Origin of the sequence: Halopenitus persicus, assembly GCF_002355635.1 — an archaeon.
GTDB classification, from domain to species: domain Archaea; phylum Halobacteriota; class Halobacteria; order Halobacteriales; family Haloferacaceae; genus Halopenitus; species Halopenitus persicus_A.
This window is the reverse complement of the sequence record NZ_AP017558.1, coordinates 556,130-578,920: the sequence shown is the minus strand read 5'-3', so window position 1 is coordinate 578,920 and position 22,791 is coordinate 556,130. Positions and strand designations below refer to the sequence as shown.

At 66.6% G+C, this 22,791-nt stretch carries 20 protein-coding genes and 1 tRNA gene; 11 read left to right on the top strand and 10 right to left on the bottom strand.

What is annotated here, in order from left to right:
• Positions 1–117: 117 nt before the first annotated feature.
• From CPZ00_RS02850 to CPZ00_RS02840, 3 genes are read left to right on the top strand one after another with little or no spacing between them, the layout of a single operon-like run.
• Entirely contained in the window at positions 118–1,866 is a 1,749-nt protein-coding gene (locus tag CPZ00_RS02850) for a CTP synthase (RefSeq protein ID WP_096389501.1), read from the top strand.
• Positions 1,866–2,783 carry a glutamine-hydrolyzing GMP synthase gene (gene guaA / locus CPZ00_RS02845; RefSeq protein WP_096389499.1) on the top strand — a complete coding sequence of 306 codons (918 nt, stop codon included), beginning with the start codon at positions 1,866–1,868 and terminating at the stop codon, positions 2,781–2,783. Before CPZ00_RS02850 ends, guaA begins: the two co-directional genes overlap by 1 nt.
• A gap of 2 nt (positions 2,784–2,785) precedes the next feature.
• Positions 2,786–3,136, top strand: a complete 351-nt coding sequence (locus tag CPZ00_RS02840; RefSeq protein ID WP_096389498.1) for a DUF7126 family protein — start codon at positions 2,786–2,788, stop codon at positions 3,134–3,136.
• Positions 3,137–3,184: 48 nt separating this feature from the next.
• Here CPZ00_RS02840 and CPZ00_RS02835 read toward each other — a convergent pair whose 3' ends face one another.
• From CPZ00_RS02835 to cofH, 9 genes are all read right to left on the bottom strand, one after another.
• Positions 3,185–3,766 (bottom strand): GTP-dependent dephospho-CoA kinase family protein, encoded by a 582-nt coding sequence (locus CPZ00_RS02835; protein ID WP_096389496.1) that lies wholly within the window; start codon positions 3,764–3,766, stop codon positions 3,185–3,187.
• Positions 3,767–3,814: 48 nt separating this feature from the next.
• Positions 3,815–4,012: a transcription elongation factor subunit Spt4 gene (spt4, locus tag CPZ00_RS02830; protein WP_096389494.1), complete on the bottom strand. Its 198-nt coding sequence runs from the start codon at positions 4,010–4,012 to the stop codon at positions 3,815–3,817.
• The gene (locus CPZ00_RS02825) at positions 4,012–4,596 is read right to left on the bottom strand and encodes a DNA-directed RNA polymerase (RefSeq protein WP_039402094.1); all 585 of its coding nucleotides are present in this window, start codon (positions 4,594–4,596) and stop codon (positions 4,012–4,014) included. The genes spt4 and CPZ00_RS02825 overlap by 1 nt, the downstream gene beginning before the upstream one ends.
• Positions 4,597–4,604: 8 nt before the next feature.
• Positions 4,605–5,048 carry a twitching motility protein PilT gene (locus CPZ00_RS02820; protein ID WP_096391567.1) on the bottom strand — a complete coding sequence of 148 codons (444 nt, stop codon included), beginning with the start codon at positions 5,046–5,048 and terminating at the stop codon, positions 4,605–4,607.
• 172 nt (positions 5,049–5,220) lie between these two features.
• Positions 5,221–6,444 carry a translation initiation factor IF-2 subunit gamma gene (locus tag CPZ00_RS02815; protein ID WP_096389493.1) on the bottom strand — a complete coding sequence of 408 codons (1,224 nt, stop codon included), beginning with the start codon at positions 6,442–6,444 and terminating at the stop codon, positions 5,221–5,223.
• Positions 6,445–6,595: 151 nt separating this feature from the next.
• A complete protein-coding gene (locus tag CPZ00_RS02810) occupies positions 6,596–7,039 on the bottom strand; it encodes a DUF5809 family protein (protein ID WP_096389491.1) in 444 nt (147 codons plus the stop codon).
• A gap of 66 nt (positions 7,040–7,105) precedes the next feature.
• The gene (locus tag CPZ00_RS02805) at positions 7,106–7,564 is read right to left on the bottom strand and encodes a DUF5810 domain-containing protein (RefSeq protein WP_096389490.1); all 459 of its coding nucleotides are present in this window, start codon (positions 7,562–7,564) and stop codon (positions 7,106–7,108) included.
• Positions 7,565–7,630: 66 nt separating this feature from the next.
• Positions 7,631–7,885, bottom strand: a complete 255-nt coding sequence (locus CPZ00_RS02800; protein ID WP_096389488.1) for a DUF2250 domain-containing protein — start codon at positions 7,883–7,885, stop codon at positions 7,631–7,633.
• 198 nt (positions 7,886–8,083) lie between these two features.
• Positions 8,084–9,490 carry a 7,8-didemethyl-8-hydroxy-5-deazariboflavin synthase subunit CofH gene (cofH, locus tag CPZ00_RS02795; protein ID WP_096389487.1) on the bottom strand — a complete coding sequence of 469 codons (1,407 nt, stop codon included), beginning with the start codon at positions 9,488–9,490 and terminating at the stop codon, positions 8,084–8,086.
• Between the two features lie 401 nt (positions 9,491–9,891).
• Between cofH and CPZ00_RS02790 the strand changes: the two genes are divergently transcribed.
• The 8 genes from CPZ00_RS02790 (at position 9,892) to CPZ00_RS02755 (ending at position 22,259) form a co-directional block, all read left to right on the top strand.
• Complete coding sequence (locus CPZ00_RS02790; RefSeq protein WP_096389485.1) at positions 9,892–11,523, top strand: COG1361 S-layer family protein; 1,632 nt, start codon at positions 9,892–9,894, stop codon at positions 11,521–11,523.
• A 3-nt stretch (positions 11,524–11,526) separates the two neighbouring features.
• Positions 11,527–14,013, top strand: coding sequence for an efflux RND transporter permease subunit (locus tag CPZ00_RS02785; protein WP_096389484.1), 2,487 nt, complete (start codon positions 11,527–11,529; stop codon positions 14,011–14,013).
• 75 nt (positions 14,014–14,088) lie between these two features.
• Complete coding sequence (locus CPZ00_RS02780) at positions 14,089–15,747, top strand: DUF7827 domain-containing protein (RefSeq protein ID WP_096389483.1); 1,659 nt, start codon at positions 14,089–14,091, stop codon at positions 15,745–15,747.
• Between the two features lie 459 nt (positions 15,748–16,206).
• Positions 16,207–18,681 carry an HVO_2072 family ArtA-dependent S-layer glycoprotein gene (csg, locus tag CPZ00_RS02775; RefSeq protein WP_096389481.1) on the top strand — a complete coding sequence of 825 codons (2,475 nt, stop codon included), beginning with the start codon at positions 16,207–16,209 and terminating at the stop codon, positions 18,679–18,681.
• A 306-nt stretch (positions 18,682–18,987) separates the two neighbouring features.
• The gene (locus tag CPZ00_RS02770; protein ID WP_233255122.1) at positions 18,988–20,211 is read left to right on the top strand and encodes a COG1361 family protein; all 1,224 of its coding nucleotides are present in this window, start codon (positions 18,988–18,990) and stop codon (positions 20,209–20,211) included.
• On the top strand, positions 20,208–20,903 hold the full coding sequence (locus CPZ00_RS02765) for an ABC transporter ATP-binding protein (protein ID WP_096389480.1): 696 nt from the start codon (positions 20,208–20,210) through the stop codon (positions 20,901–20,903). The genes CPZ00_RS02770 and CPZ00_RS02765 overlap by 4 nt, the downstream gene beginning before the upstream one ends.
• Positions 20,900–22,042: an ABC transporter permease gene (locus tag CPZ00_RS02760; protein ID WP_096389478.1), complete on the top strand. Its 1,143-nt coding sequence runs from the start codon at positions 20,900–20,902 to the stop codon at positions 22,040–22,042. Before CPZ00_RS02765 ends, CPZ00_RS02760 begins: the two co-directional genes overlap by 4 nt.
• A gap of 19 nt (positions 22,043–22,061) precedes the next feature.
• Positions 22,062–22,259: a hypothetical protein gene (locus CPZ00_RS02755; protein ID WP_096389477.1), complete on the top strand. Its 198-nt coding sequence runs from the start codon at positions 22,062–22,064 to the stop codon at positions 22,257–22,259.
• 161 nt (positions 22,260–22,420) lie between these two features.
• Here CPZ00_RS02755 and CPZ00_RS02750 read toward each other — a convergent pair.
• Positions 22,421–22,491 (bottom strand) — tRNA-Gly (locus CPZ00_RS02750).
• Between the last annotated feature and the right edge of the window lie 300 nt (positions 22,492–22,791).

Sequence of the window (22,791 nt, the reverse complement as noted above, 5' to 3'; positions counted from 1 at the left end):
CAGTCCATCCCGGAATGGTCGACTTCGTCTCCGACGGGTCGGTCCCCGTGAGTGGGAGTTCCACCCAGTCGTCCGCGGTCCCGAAACCGTTTAGGCGGACGCTCGCGCACGGTCGGTATGCCGACGGATCCAGACACGGGGTATGACCCATCGCTGGGCCGCAAGTTCGTGTTCGTTACTGGGGGCGTGATGTCCGGGTTGGGCAAGGGCATCACCGCCGCCAGCACCGGACGGCTCCTCTCGAACGCGGGCTTCGACGTCACGGCGGTCAAGATCGACCCCTACCTGAACGTGGACGCGGGAACGATGAACCCCTACGAGCACGGGGAGGTGTACGTGCTGAAGGACGGCGGCGAGGTCGATCTCGACCTGGGGAACTACGAGCGGTTCCTCGGGGTCGACATGACCTCCGACCACAACGTCACGACGGGCAAGACCTACCAGCACGTCATCGAGAACGAGCGCGCGGGCGACTACCTGGGCAAGACGGTCCAGATCATCCCGCACGTCACCGACGACATCAAACGCCGGATCCGGGAGGCCGCCGAGGGAACCGACGTCTGTATCGTCGAGATCGGCGGCACCGTCGGGGACATCGAGTCGATGCCGTTCCTCGAGGCGCTCCGGCAGTTCTCCCACGAGGAGGACGACGAGGACGTCCTCTTCACCCACGTCACCCTCGTCCCCTACTCGAAGAACGGGGAACAGAAGACGAAGCCGACCCAACACTCCGTCAAGGAGCTCCGGTCGATCGGCCTTCAGCCGGACGTTCTCGTGGGGCGATGTGAGGACCGGCTCGCCCCGGACGTGAAGGAGAAGATCGCGCTCTTCTGTGACGTGCCGACCGACGCCGTCTTCTCGAACCCCGACGTCGAGGACGTCTATCACGTCCCGTTGATGGTCGAGGACGAGGGACTCGACGAGTACGTGATGGAGCAGCTCGGGCTGGGCGACGAGGCGCTTCCCGCCGACGATCGATCGACGCGCTGGCGCGAGCTGGTCACCCGCGACCGCGACCGGGAGATCGACGTCGCCCTCGTCGGCAAGTACGCCCTCGAGGACGCGTACATGTCCATCCACGAGGCGCTCAAACACGCCGGCATCCACACCCAGACGGAGGTGAACGTGCTGTGGGTCGACGCCGACGAGATGGCGACCGAACACGAGGAGCGGATCGCGGAGGCGGACGGCATCGTGGTCCCCGGCGGGTTCGGCTCCCGCGGCACCGACGGGAAGATCGAGGCGATCCGCTATGCCCGCACCCACGACGTGCCCTTCCTCGGGCTCTGTCTCGGCTTCCAGCTCGCGGTCGTCGAGCACGCCCGCAACGTCCTCGGCCTCGAGGGAGCCCACTCCGCCGAGATCGACCCGGAGACGCCGCATCCGGTCATCGACCTGCTGCCCGAACAGTACGAGACCGAGGACATGGGCGGCACGATGCGGCTCGGCGCCCACGAGACCGACATCGACCCGGGAACGCTCGCGGCCGAGGTCTACGGGGCCGACTCCTGCACCGAGCGCCACCGGCACCGCTACGAGGTGAACCCCGAGTACATCGACCGGCTCGAGTCCGACGACCTGCGGTTCTCCGGCTCCGCCGACAACCGGATGGAGATCCTCGAGCGCGAGGACCATCCCTTCTTCCTCGGCACGCAGTACCACCCCGAGTTCCGGTCGCGCCCGGACCGGGCGAGCCCGCCGTTCGTCTCGTTCGTCGAGACGATCCTCGATCGGACCGCCGGCGCGAACGCCACGGACGACGCACAGGCTGATACGGAAAACGACGCGCAGGCTGATACGGAAACCGACGCGCAGGCTGATACGGATCCGGACGACGCACAGGCGGACGAGGAGGTGACCGCCTGATGGTCGACCCCGAGTCGTTCATCGAGGAGTCGGTCGCGGAGATCGCCGAGCAGATCGGCGACTCGAACGCGGTGATCGCCCTCTCCGGCGGCGTCGATTCGTCGGTCGCGGCGACGCTGGCCTACGAGGCGGTCGGCGACCAGCTCACGCCCGTCTACGTCGACACCGGTCTGATGCGGAAGGGCGAGACCGAGGAGATCCGCGAGACGTTCTCCTTCATGGAGTCGCTGCGCGTCGTCGACGCCGCGGACCGTTACTTCGACCGGCTGGAGGGCGTGACCGACCCCGAAACGAAGCGCGAGGTCATCGGCGACCAGTTCATCCGCGAGTTCGAGCGCGAGGCCCGGGACGTCGACGCCGACGTGCTCGTGCAGGGCACCATCTACCCCGACCGGATCGAAAGCGAGGGCGGGATCAAGTCCCACCACAACGTCGGCGGACTCCCCGAAATCATCGACTTCGAAACGATCGTCGAACCGGTCCGGGACCTGTACAAGGACGAGGTCCGCGAGGTCGCGCGGGCGCTCGGGCTCGAGGAGATCATCTCCGAGCGGATGCCGTTCCCCGGCCCCGGACTCGCCGTCCGCGTCATCGGCGAGGTCACCCGCGAGAAGGCGGCCGTGGCCCGTGAGGCCTGTCACGTCGTCGAGGACGAGCTCGAGGAGTACGAGCCGTGGCAGGCGTTCGCCGCCGTCATCGGCAAGGGAACCGGCGTGAAGGGCGACAACCGCGTCCACGGCTGGATCGTGGCGGTCCGCTCCGTCGAGAGCCGTGACGGGATGACCGCCCGCGCCCAGGAGATCGACTGGAACACGCTCCAGCGGATCCAGAGCCGGATCACCGGCGAGAACGACGACGTCGCCCGCGTCGTTTACGACGTCACCCACAAACCTCCCGCGACGATCGAGTACGAGTGACGATGGCGGCCGATACCTACCGCGCCATCGTCGCGGGACCGGACGACCACGACCTCGCCGGCGCGCTCGCGGCTGTCGGGGCCGCGGTGACACGGATCGACGACGTCGTCTCCGCGGCGGCGCTCCGGGAGGCCGGGATCGACGCGGCCGATCTCCTCGTGATCACCGACGTCGAGGAGGCAACCGGGATTCCGATCGCCAAGGAGGAGAACCCGGACGTCCGAACGGTGACCTACGCCGACCGGTCGCTGCCGGAGTTCGTCGCCGGCGTCGCGGACCTCGCGGTCGACCCGGCACTGCTGGACGCCGAGACGGTCGCTGCGGAACTCGTCGACGCCGAACGGGCGTCCTAGTCGCGCCGGTTTGGCAGCGTCTTTGCAGAATACTGCGGTCGTCCGTCCTTAGGATCCGCCGGCGTCGCCCTCGAGGCCGAGCGCCGCGAGCGCGCCGGCGACGTCCCCGTCGAACCCCGCGAGGAGCTCGCCGGCGCGGCTCCGCGTGTCCGGCGTCACGGCAACGTGCACCATCCCCTCGCCGGGCTGGCCGTAGACGACGCTGCTCCCGAGCGGGGCGGCGAGGATCGCTGGGACGGCGGCCAGGTCCTCCTCGCCGGCTACCTCGATCACGGTCGCCTCGTCGCTCGTGAGCGCCTCCCGGAGGGCGACCAACAGCTCACGGGAGAGTTTCCCGGCCGGGTTTTCGACGGAGAGCCGTGCGTCGCCGACGTCGGTGAGCGCGCGGCGGATCTCGGCGGCGACCGCCTCGCGTTCGGTCTTGCCGTCGAGCAGCGCCACGTCGGGCTGGCGCCCGGCCTCACGGAGGTGGTAGGTGACGACGTCGCCGACGGCGACGAGGGGCGCCGCCGGCGCGTCGTGGGCCTCGCGCGTGCGTTCGACGCGGTCGAGCAGCTCGACCGCGTCGCTCGTCACCGGGCCGAGCGGCTCCTTGAACTCGGATCGGAGATCAGCAGGAAGAGTCAGCATTCGTGGGTGTCGGATCGGGTCCGGACGTCGGATCGGATCACGGTTGGACTACCGGACCTTCAGGGCGTAGGACCCGGGCTCGGTGACGTTCATCTCCTCGGCGATCCGGCTCGATTCGGGATGCGTGATGATGACGTAGCCGGCCCAGTCCTCGGTCAGCGAGGAGGACCCGCACAGCTCGCAGGTCTGTGAATCGGGATCGTTCACGAAGTGACATTCCCGGCATGCGAGGCGGTCCTCGGCCATCAGTTCGCCTCCTCGACGCTCTCGCCCTGCTGTTCACGGCGGCGGCGTTCGGACTCGAGCCACTCGTGTTTCCCCAACCCGGGCTGTTTGGCCGTGAGGCCGATCTTCGAGTCCCGGGGGTTGCGCTCGTCGATGCTCTTGGTGACGATGCGGGCCCGGACGGCGTCGTCGACGCCGAGCGTCTTGTCGGAGTCCGAGGAGGCGAGCTGCTGGTTCGCCCCGTCGAAGGTCAGATACTCGTCGGTGATCTGGGAGACGTGGAGGAGGCCGTCCACCGGACCGATCCCGACGAAGGCACCGAACTCCACCGTCTCCACGACGGTGCCGTCGATGACCTCCTGCATGTCGGGATCGTAGGTGAGCGCGTCGAACTCGGCCTCGTAGTAGACGCCGGGCCGGTTCGGCAGCACCGCTCCCTCCCCGATGTCGTGGACCTCGATGACGCTGACGACGCTGCCGACGTCCTCGTCCATGCGTCCCTCCAGTTTGTCCTGCAGCAGGGCTTTCACCCGTTCGTTCGAGACGTCCGCCAGGTGTTTCGGCGGCACTTCGACCGTGTCTGTGAGTCGTACTCGCTTGTACATGCGTGCGCTTATGGTTCCGTTATCGCCAGTGCGTTCCGCCCCCTTAAACCGATTACTGGTACGTTCCGCGCCAGGATCCGGTTTTTGAGGGGGCGATCGTTCGTGACGACGTACGCGACCACGCCCGCCTCGGCGAGCGCGACCAGCACGTCGTCAGCGTACTCGTTCGTCGATCCGTTCCCGTCCGCGTCGTCGGTCGACCGCTCCGCGTTCTCAGTCGCCGGGTCGGCGCGGTCCACGTCGTCGGGTGCCGCGTCGCCGCCGTCGGGCTCGATCGGGTCGGCACGGTCGGCCAGGTCGCGGCCGACTCGTGCCGCCGTCGCCTCGCGTCCGTTCCCGTCCGCGAGTCGGTCGAGTTCGGCCCGGACCGCGTCGGGGACGACGGCCCGGTACGTCCCGAGGAGCCGGTCCAGCTCCTCGAACAGGCGGACGTCCGCCTCCACCGGGGCCATCAGGGCGCTCGTATCGATGGCGACGACCGGCGTCGTCGATGCCGACCCGCGGTCGTGGTCGGCCGATTCGCGGTCGCGTTGGGTCGGGCTGCGGTTGCGCTCCGGTGTTCCACGGTCGCGCTCCGTCGACCCGCGCTCGGTCGGCTGCTCCGATGGAGTGTCCTCGGTCACGTCACTTCAGCGTTCCGACACCGATGAGCCGCCAGCGCGCGCCCACGCGGCGATTGATGGCGATCCGGACGCCCTCGGCCGCACAGACCGGGCGCTTGAGGTTCACCTCGCACTCGCCGTCGCGTGCGCTGGTCACGGCGCCGACCGTCGTCGCCGTCCCGACGGTGAGCATCAGCGGTTCGCCGGTGGTGATCTCCTCGACCTCGCCCTCGCCGACGATCCGGTCGAGTAGCTCGACGTCCATCTCGAAGGCGTGTCGCGTCGGGGGGAGCGTCCCGGGCTCGCCGGCGACCTGGCCGGCCAGCGCGTCTCCCTTGGTGAGGCTCGGATCGAGGCCGGTGCCCACGCCGAGCAGCCCGCCCGGCGTGGCGACGTCGACCTGGTCGTCGCCGGCCTGCAGCGACCGGACCGTCGTCGAGAGGGGCCGCCACTCGGTCTGGCCGCCCTCCTCGACCTCGCGACCGGGCCGGATCTCGATCTCGTCGTCGACGGCGAGTTCGCCCTCGGCGAGCGACCCGCCGATGACGCCGCCGGTCAGGTCCTCGAAGGTCGTCCCGGGGCGGTTGATGTCGAACGAGCGGGCGACGAACAGCTCCGGGGGCGCGTCCGAGTTCCGGTCCGGGGTCGGGATCTCCTCCTCGATCGCCTGGATGAGGAGGTCGAGGTTGACCTCCTGTTGGGCCGAGACGGGGACGATCGGCGCGTCCTCCGCGACGGTGCCCTCGACGAACTCCTGGATCTGCTCGTAGTTCTCCACCGCCCGGTCGCGGTCGACGAGGTCGACCTTGTTCTGGGCGATGACGACGTTGTCGATCCCGATGATGTCGAGCGCCATCAGGTGCTCTTCGGTCTGTGCCTGCGGTACGTCCTCGGTCGCGCTGACGACGAGGACGGCGCCGTCCATGATCGCGGCCCCCGACAGCATCGTCGCCATCAGGGTCTCGTGGCCGGGCGCGTCGACGAACGAGACGGTCCGCATCACCTCGCTCGTCGAGCCGTCGGGACAGTCCGCATCGACGGTGTATCGTTCCGGCTCCTCGAGGCCGGTGCACTCGCGGAACGTCGCGTCCGCGTAGCCCAACCGGATGGAGATCCCGCGCTTCATCTCCTCCGAGTGCTGGTCGGTCCACGAGCCCGACAACGCCTGGACGAGCGTCGTCTTCCCGTGGTCGACGTGGCCGACGAGTCCGATGTTCACCTCCGGTCGTGTATGGTCTTGTGTCACCGTGAACCTCCTTGAAGCAATCTTGTCGGAGATTCGCCCCGTGCGAGTGATAAAGGTGCTGTTCTCCGGACGGGACCGGGGATCGGTGCCACGCATCGGTGCCGTGACCGGCGTCGAGAGAGTCGCCTCGGGAGGGGATCGAGACCGGGCCTCACTCCTCGGCTTCGCGTCGCAGCCGATCCCGGTAGATTCGTCCGAACGCGTTCCGACGCAGGGTCCCGACCGCGGCCGCCTCCTCCTCGTGGAACGTCGCGGCGACGACCGACTCGGCGATCGGCGCCGCGTGCCAGACGATCCGGTCGACGTGCTCGGATCCGAGCAGCTCGACGTCCGCGTCGGCGTACCGGTCGTGGGACGCGAGCCACTCGTCGAAGGCGTCGCGGTCGGCGACGTGCACCTCCAGAAGCGAGGCGAACAGGGCGTCACGCGCCGTTTCCACGACGTCGCCGGTCACGCGCTCGTCGTACTCCGCGGCGTCGAACGACATCGCCTTCGCGGTCTCCCGGACGACCACCTGCGCCGCCGGGCCGGCCTCCGCGTAGCGATCCCGGGCCTCCGCGACCGTCTCGGGAGCGATCAGTCCTCGTGTTTCCATACGTCGCGTACGGGAAGCGACCGATAAGGGCGTTCGGTTCCACGCGGGAGATCTTCGATCGTGGCGTTACGTATCGGTCTCGTTGTCGGCCTCGTCGCTGCTCGCGTCGGTCCCATCGCCCTCGTCCGCCATCATCCGACGAGTCAACTCCCGCGCCTCCTCGAGTGCCGCCTGCGTCTCCTCGTCGAATCCGCTTGGGTTCGATCCGGCCGCGGTCGCGTGTGTGTGTTCGTGTCCGTGCTCGTGATCGTGTTCGTGACCGGTTCCCGTTCCGCGCGGTCCCACGTCCGGTCGGCCGCGATCGTGGACGGTGTCCTCGAAGACCTCGTGGTACTCGGCCTCCTCGGCGTGCTCGACGACCTCGGCGGCGAGCTCCTCGGGCTCGCGGTCGGCCCACTCGGGGGCGTGCTCCGCCAGCCACTCCTCGTGGCCGCCGCCGTGCAACATCGCCGTGAACGCGAGGTGATGTGCGAGGTGCTCGCCGTCGCGCTGCGGCGTTTCACAGACCGGACACGCGTATCCCATCGCCACACACTCGGCGGGAGAACGGTTTGAAAGCGTCGCAACGGACCCGATCCTGGAGATCCGACCCTAGACCGACGGGCCGCTATCCGGGGCCGAGTCGATGACGTCGGTTCCCTCGTCGGTCAGCCGGTAGATGACCTCGCCGCTCACCGGTTCGACGAGTCCTGTGTTCGCCAGCGTCTCCAGTCGCCGTTCGACGTGGGCGACGTGGAGTCCCGTGTTCCCGGCGATGAGCGCCGGATAGTCGGCGCCACACTCCTGGAGGTACGACAGTACCCGCTCGTCGGTTCGATCGAGGTCGGCACACCGGCTTGCGGCCATATGTGGCACTTGTTAGCACACTTTAAATACTTGTTGGGTGTTTTCAGATCCTTAGGGACCCGTTCGAGTCCTCCGAAGCCGGTCGCCGGAGGGCGTCCGACGGGCCGCCTGGCTCTCCGGTTCCGACGACATCCTCACGGAGCGATCGCGAGCAACTCGAACAGCGAACTCGAGCGAGGAGACTCGAACGCGTGGCCGCTAATCGTCCGCGGGCGCGGGGCCACGTTCGCCCGGACCGCCGGCGTCGTCGGGGAGCAGCGGGGTGCCGTCGGCCCGGGGGCCGATCGTCGGGCCGAAGGGCTTCGCGTCGGGGTCGTCGGGATCGATACGGCGGCGCGTCCGGTAGTCGGTCGAGCGCTCGACGGGGACGCGGCCGATCGCGTCGATCATCTCGACGTAGTCCGCGACGCTGCGGAACTCGCCGAACTCGCCGCCGGCGCGGGCGGTGATCTCCTCGGAGAGGATCGTTCCCATGAAGTCGTCGGCGCCGCAGTTGAGGAGCTTGAGCCCCTTCGCGTCGCCGTATTTGACCCAGGAGGACTGGACGTGGTCGACGTTGTCCAGAAAGAGTCGGGAGACGGCGATCAGCAGCTCGTCCTCGGCGTCGCTGGCGCCGGAGTCGACGACGCCGTGTTTCGCGAGGGGGGTGTTCTCGTGGACGAACGAGAGCGGGACGAACTCGCGGATCCCGCCGGTCCGGTCCTGCAGATCGCGAACGACCTCGAGGTGGCGGACGCGGTGGGCCGCGTTCTCGACGTGACCGTACATGATCGTCGCGGTGGTGTCGAGGCCGGCGGCCATCGCGCCCTCCATGGCGGCCACCCAGTCGTCGGTCCGGATCTTGCCGGGACAGATCACGTCCCGGACCTCGTCGACGAGGATCTCGGCGGCGGTACCCGGCGCGCTGTCGAGACCCGCGTCGGCCAGCTCCCGGTAGACGTCCTCGTAGCTCCACTCGGTGCCGCGTTTCGCGTGGGCGGCCTCTTCGGGGGTCATCGAGTGGAGGTGGACGTCGCCGACCGACATCGCCGCCAGCTGTTCGCGGTAGGTTCCCGGATCGGTGGCGTAGACCTCGGGGGGCTTGTAGTTCACCTCGCGTTCGGGGTTCGCGTGCGCACGGAGGATCTCGTGATGCTCCTCGTTCAACGCGAAGGCGGGATGGAGCCCCGAAACGGAGGTCACCTCTGAGATTCCCATCTCGAGGGCGTCGGCGACGATCTCGCGGGACTCGGCGGGCGTCTTGGTGAATCCCGAATGGTCGATCCCGCTGTCAGCCTCGAAGGCGTGGGCGGTGTCCTTGAAGTTGCAGAACAGACAGCCCGTGTTGCAGGCGGTCGTGACGTTGTTGTTGAGGTTGGCGACGAAGGTGACCTCCTCGCCGACGACCGCGGCGCGCCGGCGGTCGGCGGCCTCGAGCACGGCCTCCTTGCGCTTCGGGTCGATCCCCGGTATGTCCGTGCCGGTCGTGATGAGCTCGATCCCGTCGGCGACCGACAGCCGGCGTCCGTCCCGGGCGTTCGCGAGCGCGTTCTCGAACGACTGGTCCGTCTCCGGGACGTGCTCGAACTCGAGATCCGCCGGATCCACTTCGCGCGCCGACGTCATTGCTCGTGCCTCGCCGTTCCACCCTCAAAAAGGAACGGACATCGGCCATCGATGCGGATCCGGTCGGCGGTTGATGGCCATCGACCCCGAACCGTTGACCATCGGTCGCCGGCATTGACTAGCAGCCGCCGACCGGTGACCGCCGCTCGAACGCTCCCCTCGGGATCGGCGGTGACGGTCGCTTCGTCCCGATTCGGACCGCGTTCAACGAGGAACCAACGGATTGATGTGTATCCCTGCTGGAATGTAACTGAGTAGTTAGTTAACCGACGATCGAGGCCCCACGTCGATCGCCGACCGCCGATCGGGCCGTCGGATCGACGTGGACCCTCGATCTCGTGTCGCCTGCAGCCACCCGCCAACACATCAATGAGATCCGATCCAACCGCCGGTGTTCGTTCATGAGTTCGAATCGCGTGTCCATCCTCCTCGCCCTCCTCGTCGTGGGCGCCGCTCTCGGCGGCGTCGCTCTCGTGCCCGCGACGAGCGTAGCCCAACAGCAGTCCGGACAGGTGATCGGACAACCGGACATCACGTTTGCAACGGCTTCCGGCGAGGTCGCTGCCGGTACGGCCGACGAGCTTCGGATCGCGATCACGAATCGCGGTACGATCACACGGGGGGGACCCTCCCAGTACGAGGAGCGTGTCACGACCGCGGAAGGAATGACGATGCGGATCGATGACTCGAACGTCCCCATCGACGTCCAAGCCGGGCAGATCACGATCGGAAACCTCCCGACTGGGTTCGCCGAACGGACCGTCCCGATCACGATCGCCGAAAGCGCCGAACCGGGAACCTACCGGCTCCCGATCAAATACGAGTACCAGTCCACGTATCTCGTTGATTATAAACCATACGGCACGGACTACAATGATTTCACGCGCTCACGGACGGGATCGATCACGGTCGAAGTGACCGAGGACGCTCGCTTCGAGGTCGTCGAGACGAACGCCACCGCCCAGGTCGGTGACCGGAGCGACGTGTCCCTGACGCTTCGCAACGTCGGCACCCAGCCCGCGGAGGACGCGAGCGTGGTGACCGAGTCACGAAGCAACGCGTTGACGTTCGAATCCGGCGCGGCAAGCTCGAACGCGTTCGTCGGTGCCTGGGAACCCGGGGAGACGCGGACGATCAACTACACCGTCTCGCTGGCCAGCGACGCCGCTCGTCGGGGATACACGCTCGATCTCTCCGTGAACTACGAGGACACCGACGGCATCGCGGCGACCTCGGAGCCGATGACGGCCGGGGTCACGACCGTCGCCGAGCAGTCGTTCGCCTTCGAGGACGTCACCTCGTCGCTCCGGGTCGGCGAGGACGGCGAGATCGAGGGCACCGTTCGAAACACCGGGCCGCAGACGGCGGACGGCGTCGTGGTTCGATACGCCGACGACTCCTCGGCGATACTGCCCGTCGAGGAATCGGTCGCCGTCGGATCGCTCGGGCCGGGCGAGACCGCGTCGTTCGCCCTGCCGATCGAGGTGAGCAGCGAGTCGGAGGCCGGCGCGAAGTCGGTCGGCTTCGCGGTCAGCTACCGGAACCAGAACGGCGACCGGCGGAGTTACGACAAGCTCGACGTGACCGCTGACGTCGCGCCCGAGCGCGACCAGTTCGACGTCTCGCTCGACAACGCGACGATCGAGTCCGGCGGTTCGCGAACGCTCTCGGTTGCGGTCACGAACAACCTCGACGAGACGGCCACGGACGTCGAGGCGCGGCTGTTCGCCGACGATCCGCTCGACACCGGCACGACCGACACCGGATACGTTCAGTCCATCGAGCCGGGCGAGACCGTCACGGTGACCTTCGAGCTGACCGCCGCCGGAACCGCGACTCCTCAAAAGACGTACCCCATCTCCTTCGACTTCCGGTACGACGACGCGGACGGGAACAGCCAGCTATCGAACACGGTTCGGGTTCCGGTCGACGTGGTCGAAGCCGAGGAAGGCGGACTCCCGATCCCGCTGATCCTCGGTGCGATCCTCGGTCTCGTGGCCATTGCGGCGATCGTCCGCTACCGGAGGCAGTAGCCGATGCCGCTCGGCGAGCGGATCGAGGCGGCGACCGCCCGCCTCAACGATGCGATCGTCGACAGCCCGAGACGGGTCGTGATAGCGTTCCTCGTGCTCACCGTGCTCTTTACGGGCGGGTTCGGGCTCATCAGTACGGAGACCGATTCGACCGATTCGTTCACCGAGGGGCTTCCCGAGCAGGAGGCGCTCGACTCGGTCAACGCGGAGTTCGAGGATCCCTTCCAGCCCGACGACGAGTCGACGCAGCTGATCCACACCGGCGAGAACGTCCTCACGAAGCGGGCGCTCGTCCGGAACATCCGAGTCATCGAGCGCGTCGAGGATCGTCCGGACCTCCGGCTGGCGTCGGGGCCACGGGCGGCCGCCGGCCCCGCGCCGATCGTCGCGCGGACGATCGACCCCTCGGCGACGACCGCCGCCGAACAGCGGCGCGTCCTCGAGCGGGCCTCCCGGTTGGAGATCCGGCGGGCGATCCGGGAGGTCGGGGGCGAGAACCTGCCCGTCTCCGAGGATTACAACCCGAACGGCCCCTCGGCCTCGGCGTCGATCACCAGCCTCTCACACGACGTGCCGAGCGGCTTCTCGAGCGACGACCTGACCGCCATCCAGACGGAGATCCAGTCGATCGCGGCGGACGAGCCCGGCGACATTCGGGCGTTCGGGTCCGGGATCACGAACGCGGAGATGGGCAACGTCATCGGCGACTCGCTGACGATCGTGATGCCGGTCGTCGTCATCCTGCTGTTGGGCTTCCTGACGGTCGCCTACCGGGACCCGATCGACCTGGCGCTCGGGCTGTTGGCGCTGTTGATGACGGTCATCTGGACGTTCGGATTCCTCGGCTACGCCGGGATCCCGTTCAACCAGCAGATGATCTCCGTGCCCGTGTTGCTGCTTGCGGTCGGGGTCGACTTCGGGATCCACATCATCAATCGCTATCGTGAGGAAACGGTCCGCGGGTATGAGGCGATCGAGGCGATGCGGGAGGCGAACACCCAGCTGATGATCGCCTTCATCATCGTCACGGTGACGACCGTCTTCGGGTTCGGCGCGAACGTGATCTCGGATCTGGCGCCGATCCGGAACATGGGGATCGCCTCGGCGGTCGGGATCGTCTTCACGTTCCTGATCTTCGGGCTCTTCCTGCCGGCGGCCAAGCTGGAGGTCGACCGGCTGCGCGACCGGTTTGGCGTCCCCGAGTTCAACTCCTCGCCGATCGCCTCCGAGGACTCGGCGCTGGGGCGGGCGCTCGCGTTCCCCGCCGTCGTCAGCCGGTACGCGCCGGTCGCGTTCGTGATCGTGTTGCTGCTGTCCGGGGGCGTGGCGGCGGCGTACGGCAGCGGCGTCGACACCTCCTTCGAGACGGAGGACTTCCTGCCGCCCGAGGAGCAGCCGGCGTACGTGACCGTCCTCCCCGAGCCGTTCGCGCCCGGCGAGTACACCGTCACGGAGACGATCAACCTGCTGGAGGACAAGTTCGCGACCAACCAGGACCAGTCGGTGAAGTTGTACGTCGAGGGGAACTTCGAGGAGGACCACGCCCTCGAGTCGCTTGCGGCGCCCAACGACGACCCGCCAGACGCGCTCGCGGTGACCGACGGCGGCGAGGCACGGCCACAGGGAAGCATCCTCACCGTGATCGAGTCACACGCCCGGTCGGACCCCGAGTTCGCGGCGCTCGTGGCGCGCAACGACCTGAACGGCAACGGGATCCCGGACCGGAACCTCGACCGGATCTACGACGAGCTGTTCGCCTCGCCGGCGGGCGACCGGGCGGCGCAGTATCTCACCGAGGACCGCCGGAGCGCGCAGGTCACCTACGCGATCGAGTCGGACGCCAGCCAGGGGGAGGCGGCCGCCGACACCCGCGAGTTCGCCGACGACTTCCGGTACACGGCGACCGCGACCGGGTCGCTCGTCGTCTTCGACGCCGTCACCGACGTCATCTTCGCGTCGGCGATCAACGGGCTGATCCTGGCGGTCGGGCTGACGGGGATCTTCCTCGTGCTCTCCTACGGGGTGTTGAACCGGAAGCCGATGCTCGGCGTCGTCAACGTCTTCCCGATCCTGATCGCGATCGCCTACCTGATCGGAACGATGCGGCTGTTGGGGATGTCGCTGAACGCGCTGACCGCGACCATCCTCTCCATTTCGATCGGGCTGGGGATCGCCTACTCGGTCCACACCACCCACCGGTTCATCGACGAGTACAACGACGGCCACGACGCCCACGAGGCGATGGTGATAACCCTCTCGGGGACCGGCGGGGCGCTGCTGGGCAGCATGCTCACGACGTCGCTGGGCACCGGTGCGCTCGCGCTCGCGATCACGCCCGTCCTCGGCGACTTCGGGCTGTTGATGGCGCTGAGCGTGACCTACTCGTTCGTGATGTCCGTGGTCGCGCTCCCGCCCGCGGTGCTGCTGTGGGCCCGGTACGACGAGGCGGCGCCGTTCGCGGGGCTCACGGAGCGTGTGACCGAAACATAACCCGACGCATACTCGGTACTCAGGTGACATCCGGCACAGAAAGTACTTATCCATTGCACGGAAACCAGCGTCATAATGGCTATCCGGAATCGCCGATCGCGAACGCTGCTGCTCTCCTTCTGTCTTCTCGTCTCCGCAGCAGCCGTCGGAATCGGCGTCGCTGGGGGTACTGCAGCCGACAGTGCAGTCGGTTTCTCCGAGACGGATATCGTCGTGGATCGGGGCAACGTCGCCACCATCGGAATCGAATTGGTGAACACGGACGAGGCGAAGCTTCTGATCCAATCCTCCGACCGGGAATATCGAGCGGTTCTTCGCGTTCACGACGATAACGACGACGGGCACGTCGGGGTTCGGTTCAACACGTTCCTCGGAGCGAACGGCTCCGATGGAGCCTCGTTCGATACGGCTTCGCCCAAGGATCGTGTGACCGCCATTGAACAGTCAGCCGGACAGTCGCCGTCGGTGCTCGAATCCGGCCGGTACAACCTCATCGTGTCGACCGGCGACTCCCGGATCGCATCGGTGCTCCGACTGGAGAACGGGTCGGTCGGGGACAGCCGAAGCGTTGCCCTCCATCGTCGTACCGATCCGGTGCCACGGGAGCCGGACGTTCCCACTATGGACGCCACGATGAACGCCACTGTGGACGCCACGATGAACGCCACTGTGGAATCTTCAACGAACGTCACGGTCGGCGACGTCGGTCGCGTCGAGTTCGACGTCCCGAGCATCGAAGGTGCGATGGAGGGAACGCCGCCGAGCGAGCGTCTCGTCTTCGCCAATGACTCACACCCCGGTGCGGAAACCACGCATCTCATTCAACTATCGCCGGACGAGAACGTCTCGGACGTCAGATCGGTTCGGGTCGTATACGACGGGTCGAGTCAAACCGTTCCGAACACGCAACGGATCTCCCGTGACGGCATCGAGACGATCGGGATCGACACGGATCGGGACGGACGGGTCGATAGATCGCTCAAGATCCGGATCGTGAACATCCGTACCAGTTCGAGCGGGATGGCAACGATCGCCTTCGATCGTCCGCTCTCGATCTCGGAATCGGACACGTTTATCATGGCGTACTCCACACGGAACCCCGAAACGACCGACCGAAACGGGGTCCATGTTTCGCTTGCCTCGGACGTTCCGGGGGACGACGATCTGTATAACGAAACCGATACGATGGTGTACGGTCCCGCCGGGGAGGGGACGCTCGGCCACGGAATCGACCTCCGGATCCAGGACGATGACGATCGGATCGTGGCGCCGCTTGCGGGAGTGAACACGACGTATAACCCCGAGGCGGGGACGTTACTGGCCGACCTCGATACGGACCGTCTCGGCACCGGCGAGTATCGGGTGTCCCTTGACGCCCGCGATCACTACGGGTTCGGATGGGATCGGATCGCGATGAGCGAAAACGTCTCCATCGTTTCGCCATCGGTCACGATCACGTCGGTCGATCGGACGACGCGCTCCGGCGACGAACCGGCGTCCGTGTCGGTGGATGCTGAGACGAACCTTGCCACCGGCAATCAGGTGATCGTTCGCCTGTCGACGGAGTCGACCAGGAGCAGCTATTCGTACCTCTCGCAGTGCGTCGCGACGGTCGACCGTACCGGATCGATATCGTGTCAATTCAGCCTTCCGGACCAGCTGAACGAGCCGCCGCTGAGCGTCTCCGTGACCCAGAACGACACTATGCTTGCGGGTCCGGAACGGTACGACTAGGACCGGACATGTCCGTCGAAAGTCCTCGCTGACGATCCAACTGCGGTTCCCACCCAGTCTCGACGACACGAACGACGGTATTCTTCGGGAGCCTCTCGCGTGTCTACCTTGTGATGAGTTCACATATACTCGGCACGTCTGTCGGACGACAGACGAGAGTATGACGTTTCAGATCGCCGTGCCATAGCCTTCTCGGACGTGATATCATCGTTTGACGTCGAATGCACCGACATCGATCATTCACTCAACTATCGTGTCAGACGTTATGAGATGACGGTGACTGAACCACAAAACATTTAATAAGTCGACGTGTTGCTTCGAACACCCCTATCCAAGGGAGCAACATCGAGTACCGATGGTTCAGTTCAGTCGATCTCCGACGATATCGTCGTTGATGACGAACGCACATCCTGGATCCGCGGGAAAGTGTTGCTGTCAATGCAGCCAACGAAATAAACTATGACAAGCCAAACAAACTATCGGCAAAAGGGACGCGCAGTGTTCCTGGCGGCCATTATGGTGCTGTCCGTTGTCGCGATGTCCACGGCGTTCGTGGGCTCCGCAGCGGCAGCCCATGGGAATACTGATGTCCGTCCTGACATTGCGCCCGGTAACACGACGAAAAACGTAACGAGTGGAGCCACCGTCTACCAAGGTGAAGATGTTACTGGAATGCATGCCTTCGACTCCGACGAGCAGCTCATCGGTGTCGGCGGCGCTGCGGAGGACGAGCTCCTCGAGCTCGGCATTCCGATCCCCGAGGATCAGCCGCGTGGTACCTACTCCACTAATGGGAGTCGTGCCGCCAGCAACGTGACGGTTACCACCGCACGTATCACGGACCAGGAAGTCCGGCTGAACGGCGGCAGCGGAAGCGACATCCTCGGTGGGAGCGTTTCGACCGATCAGGCGCAAAACCTGCAGGCTACCGTCCAGTACAACTTCGTGAAGGCCGAAGAAGTTGACGTGGTCGTCGAGGACCCCGACGGGAACGAGATCACCGACGCGGTCACCGATGACTCCACGATCAACACGTCCGACCTTGCTGGATCTAGTCCCGGTGCGAGCGTTAATCTCGACTTCTCCAATGAGGACGCCGGCGAGTACACGATCACCTTCGAAGGCGCGGACGACCTGGACTTCGGTGCGTCCCAGGTCTCCGACACCATCACGCTGACGACCTCGCGTGACCTCGGCATCGACGTCGAATCCGACACCGTCACGCAGGGCGACAACGTGCAGTACACCGTCTCGGGCGGTACCGACGGTAACACGCACGTCGTCGCGATTCAGGCCGGCGACTGGCGGTCGAACAACGTCTCGAACGCACGGACCATCTTCCGTAACGTTCAGGACGTGAACGTGAAGGGTGTCTACGACGGCACCGAGCTTAATAGTGGCACCGCATCCAACGCGATTGCCTACGCGGTCGTCGAGATCGACGGCACGCAGGCCAGCGGATCGATCAACACGCAGCACCTCGACACGAGCGACGTCGACGTCGAGCTCTACGATGAGAGCAACGTCAGCGCTGCGTGGAGCGCCACCAGCACCGAGGACGACGTCTCCCTCACCGTCGAGGAAGGAGAGATCACGTTTGACTCGGTTTCGCCGTACGTGGTCGGCTCCGAAGTGACCCTGAACGGAACGGCGACCAGCTCCGACGCTGTTGCCGTGTACGTTCGGGACAACGCTCAGTGGCAGCGTGTCGACTTGAACGAGGATGGAACCTTCGATGACACGATCACCGTTGAGTCCGACGACACCTTCGAACAGGAGGACGTCACTCTGTCCAGCGCGGCTCCGAATAACATTCTCGGCCTCACTGGAACCTACCGTCTCGGTATGATCGACGCGGCGGATGCCCAGGGTAGGCAGATGTCGACCTCGAACTTCAGCTCCGGAACCAGCACGACGCAGTCGATCCGCGTCGTCGAAGGTGACCTGAGTGCGACCTTCGCAACGATCAACGGTCAGGTAAACACTGACGACAATACCGTCGACTTCAGCGGTACCGCAACCGGTGAAAACGAAGTCGTCGTCGCCTTCGTTGACCGTCGTGGAAACACCCACGCCGAGATTATCTCGGTGGACAGCGACGGAACGTTCGACGAGGAGGACTTCGACCTGAGCGGTTTCGGACTCTCCCAAGGTAGCGTGAGCGCTCACGTCATCACTAACGGCAACGATGCTTCCGTCGGCGATGGAAGCCAGCTTAACACCTCCGGCTCGGAGACTGCTGGCTCCTACGATGACCTGGTAGCGTGGATCAACGGCCCCGTTGATGACTCGAGCGCCAACGGTGACCAGGTCCGCGAGCAGATCATCGCGAACACGATCGAAGCGACGGCCTCCGACGACAAGATGGTCTCCACGACCTTCCGCTACACCGACAGCGCAACGAGCATCAGCTCGGTCCACGCGGAGGGCGTTGAGGCATCCGGCTCGAACCCGGTCGGCATCGACGAGACGATGATCGTCTCCGGCACGACCAACCGTCAGCCGGACGACAACACCATCACCGTCGAACTGACCAACGAGGACAACACGGCGACCGAAGTCGTGAGCACGGACGAGTGGGGTACTGACGGACAGTGGTCCGTCCAGATCGACCTCTCCGAGTCCGACCTCGAGACCGGCACCTACACGGTCGAGTCCGACGACGGAACCAACTCCGACACGATGGAAGTCGAACTCGTGACCGAGCGTGAGGAACCCACCGAGGAACCCACGGAGGAGCCCACGACTGAGCCCACCGAGGAGCCCACGACTGAGCCCACCGAGGAGCCCACGGAGGAGCCGACTGAAGAGCCCACCGAGGAACCCGCAGACACGACTGAGCCCACCGAGGAGGAGACGCCCGGCTTCGGTGCCGTCGTCGCCCTCGTCGCGCTCGTCGCCGCTGCGCTCCTCGCCGTCCGCCGCCGTCCCTAACACGGACGCCTAACCACTGACCCCCACGGGTCAGCTCCGATTTCGCGTTTCTTTATTGCGCTGCTCCGACCGACCAGCCGCAGCACGCGCTCGGCGAGACCGGACGCCGCGAGCAGCCACTCTTGTGAACGCTCGATCGCGAACCCGTCGGCTGGGTAACGTGTTTATGCCTCGGCACCCAACCGGAGCTATGACGAACCGAGCTGCCGTTCCTATCCCCCGCTGCCGACCCGCACCTCCACGGCGCGTTCGCTCCACGACCGGTCCTGCCCGCACGCCGCACCAAGACGCTTCGATCCTCGATCGATGAGCGGGTCGCGACTGCTGACCGGACTTCTCGTCCTCGCCGTTCTCGGCGTCGGCGTCGGGACCGTCCCGCTGCCCGCCGCGGCCGACGACCCGCAGGTTCAGATCGCGGGCGTTGCCGTCTCGCCCGACACGCCCACGACCGGCGAGCCCGTCACGCTGGACGTCGAGATCGCGAACCTCGAATCGAGCGCGGACGCCGTCGACGTCACGTCCGTCCACGTGCGGACGTCCGGCAGTGCCGACCGACACGGCCAGACCGGCGAGATCGGGTACGTCGCCCCCGGCGGATCGGTCGAGGTCCCGCTGTCCGCCACCTTCGAGGAGGCCGGCACCCACTTCCTGACCGTTTACGTGAGCGTCCGCGGCGCGAACGGCGTCCAGCAGGCCTACCAGTACCCCGTCTCGGTCGAGGTCGAGGAGCCGGTGGCCACCGCGGACCTGTCGGCCACGACCGCCGCCGACGGCGAGTCCGCCACGGTCACGTTCACGAACTACGGGAACGTGAACGCCAGCGCGGTGGCGCTGTCCGCCGCCGTCGACGGCGAGGTGGTCGACCGCACTCACGTGACCGATATCGCGCCCGCGTCGAACGGGACCGCCACCGTCGACCTCTCGGGCGTCCGCAGCGACGCGGTCACGTTCACGGCGACCTACACCGCCGCCGGCGCCGAGCACTCGGTCTCCCGCACCGTCGATCTCGACCGGCCGGTCGACGGCGAGGTCCGCCTCACCGGGCTGGAGGTCGTTCCGGCCGGGAGCGGAGTTCGCATCCAGGGTGACGCCGCGAACCTCGGGGGCACCGACGCCCAGTCCGTGCTCGTTCGCGTGGGCGAGGCCGACGGGGTGACCCCGGTCGCGCCCGCACGCGAGTACTTCGTGGGCGGGATCGAGGCCAGCGAGTTCGCCACCTTCGAGCTGACCGCGAGACTCGCGGGCGACGTCTCGTCGGTCCCGATCGAGATCAGCTACCTCGTCGACGACGAGCGCGTCACGGCCACCCAGACGGTCGACGTCGGCGCAGCGGGCTCGATCGGCGGCGTGGGCGCGAACGCCGGCGGATCGGGTGGCTCCGGAAGCACCGGCGGTGACGGTTCCGGAAACGGATCCGGCGGATCCGGGCTGCTCGGTGGGCTCGGCGGCCTCGGCGGCGTGGCGCTGGGAGCGATCGTGGGGCTCGTCGTGGTCGTCGGGATCGGGACCCTTCGTCGGATCCGCGGATGAGCGTCATCGTCCTGGAGTCGGTGACGAAGCGCTACGAGAGCGGGGCCGAGACGGTGGTGGCGCTCGACGACGTCGACTTCCACGCCGACCGCGGCGAGATGGTCTCGATCATCGGTCCCTCCGGCTCGGGCAAGAGCACGATGCTCAATATGATCGGGCTGCTTGACACGCCGACGAGCGGGACCGTTCGGATCGACGGCCGGGTCGTGAGCGACTTCTCCGAGGCCGAGCTCACCGAGGAGCGCCGGTCCGGGATCGGCTTCGTCTTCCAGGACTTCCACTTGCTGCCGATGCTCACCGCGGTCGAGAACGTCGAGCTGCCCTCGATGTGGGACACGTCGGTCGACCGGCGCGACCGGGCGATCGACCTCCTCCACCGCGTGGGACTCGGCGATCGACTCACGCACACGCCCGATCAGCTGTCGGGCGGCCAGCGCCAGCGCGTCGCGATCGCGCGGGCGCTGATCAACGAACCCGATATCGTGTTGGCCGACGAGCCGACCGGCAACCTCGACCGGGACACCGGGGCCACGATCCTCGACGAACTCACGCGCTTTACGACCGACGAGGACGTCGCGGTCGTCTCGGTGACCCACGACGAGCAGCTGGTCGAGTACGCCGACCGCGTGGTCGAACTGATCGACGGGGTGGTCCAGGGCGGGAGCGGTCAGGACGGAGTGAGTCCGGAATGAGGCCGGGCGATCTGTTGACTCGGTTCCCGAGCGTCCTGATGGCGTGGCGGAACCTCGGCCGGAACCGGGTGCGGACCGCGCTCGCGACCCTGGGGATCGTCATCGGCGTCGTCGCGATCGCGTCGCTGGGGATCACCGGGGCCGCGATCCAACAGCAGGCGACGGCCGACCTCGGGAGCCTGGCGAACGAGGTGACCGTCACCAGCGGGCAGGATAGCTCGACCGACGGCGTCACCGACGACCAGGTCGCCCGGATCGACCGCCTCCTCACGGACGCCCGGGTCGTGCCACGGAAGACCAACACGACGACGATCGAGTCGCGGGAGGGGGAGGCGTTCGTCACGGTCACCGGCCTGACCGAGGCGAGCGCGCTGTACGACGCTGCCGCGGGGGAGGCGCCGGACCGGCTCCAGTCGGGCGCGCTGTTGAGCGCCGACACCGCCCGCGAACTGGGCCTCGAGCTCGGCGACCCCGTGGAGTACGAGGGGCGACTCTACCGGATCCGCGGGCTCATCGAGGCGGAGGGCGGGTTCGGCGGCGGCGGCAACGAGCTCGTGATCCCGCCCTCGGGGCTTGCAGACCAGCAGCACTACGACTCGGTGACGATCGTCGCGGCGGACGGCGAGGCGGCGACCGCGATCGTCGACCGGCTCGAGGCCGAGTTCAACGACGGCGACGAGGAGGAGCTGAGCGTCACCAGCTTCGCGAGCGCCCAGGAGAACATCGATTCCTTCCTGAACACGCTGAACCTCGCGCTGTTGGGCATCGGCTCGATCTCGTTGGTCGTCGCCAGCGTCGCCATCCTAAACGTGATGTTGATGTCCACGATCGAGCGCCGCGGGGAGATCGGCGTCCTGCGCGCGGTCGGGATCCGCCGCGGGGAGATCCTCCGGATGATCCTGACCGAGGCCGCCTTCATCGGCGTGATCGGCGGCGCCGTCGGCGCGCTCGTCTCGCTGGGCGTCGGACTCGTGCTGTTCGACGCCGTCGCCGGCGACCCGCTGTTGGTGTTGCGGTGGGACAGCGCCCGGTATCTCGTCTCCGGCTTCGCGTTCGCGGTCGTCGCCAGCGTCCTCAGCGGCCTCTACCCGGCCTGGAAGGCGGCGACCGACCGCCCCGTCGAGGCGCTTCGCGGGTGAGACGTGTGTTGACCGTCCCGTGTTCGAGTGCGACCTCGTACAGCGGTCGGAGCTCGTCTTTCTTGATGTAGCCGCGGAGCCGCTCAGGGCCTTTGCCCTCGATGGCGAGCCACTCCAAGAGGTCGCGCTTCCAACTTTCATAGTCTGTTTCCGCGCGTGCGTGTTGTTCGCTGAGCGCGTCGCGGGGTTCCTCTGCGAGGAGTTGGAAGCCGAGTGAGACGGTGGCTTGTGTAGAGAACTCCATTCTCAGGGCCTCCAACGGTATTTTCCACTCGCAGTGCTACCGAATCGGCGTAGCGTTTTGGGTGTATTCATATCGCCTTCCTTTCGGTGTGTGAGGACGATGGAAAATGCGGAAAACGGCGCGTAGCGCCCGTATGCACCGGCCGCGATTTGAACGCGGGTTGCAACCATGGCAAGGTTGCGTGATACCACTACACTACCGGTGCGTGCTTCGCATTCGATCCTAACTCGGGTTATAAATAAAAGCGTTCCGTTCCACGCCGCCCTCGGTCCGCGCTACCAGCCACCCAGATCGCCCGACGGAAACGTGACGAAATTTGACAGCGCACCGCGTAACCACCGTATTAATGATCCGTAGTGGCTCGGAAGCGCCATCGCGACTGGTCATATCGCGATCGGCGCCGATCCTGCGGTGGATGAGGTTACTGTGGTCGGAATGGAGACGTCGTCGGTCGCATACCCGGACCTGCGACCGATCACCACGATCGCGATCCCCGGCAACTCCT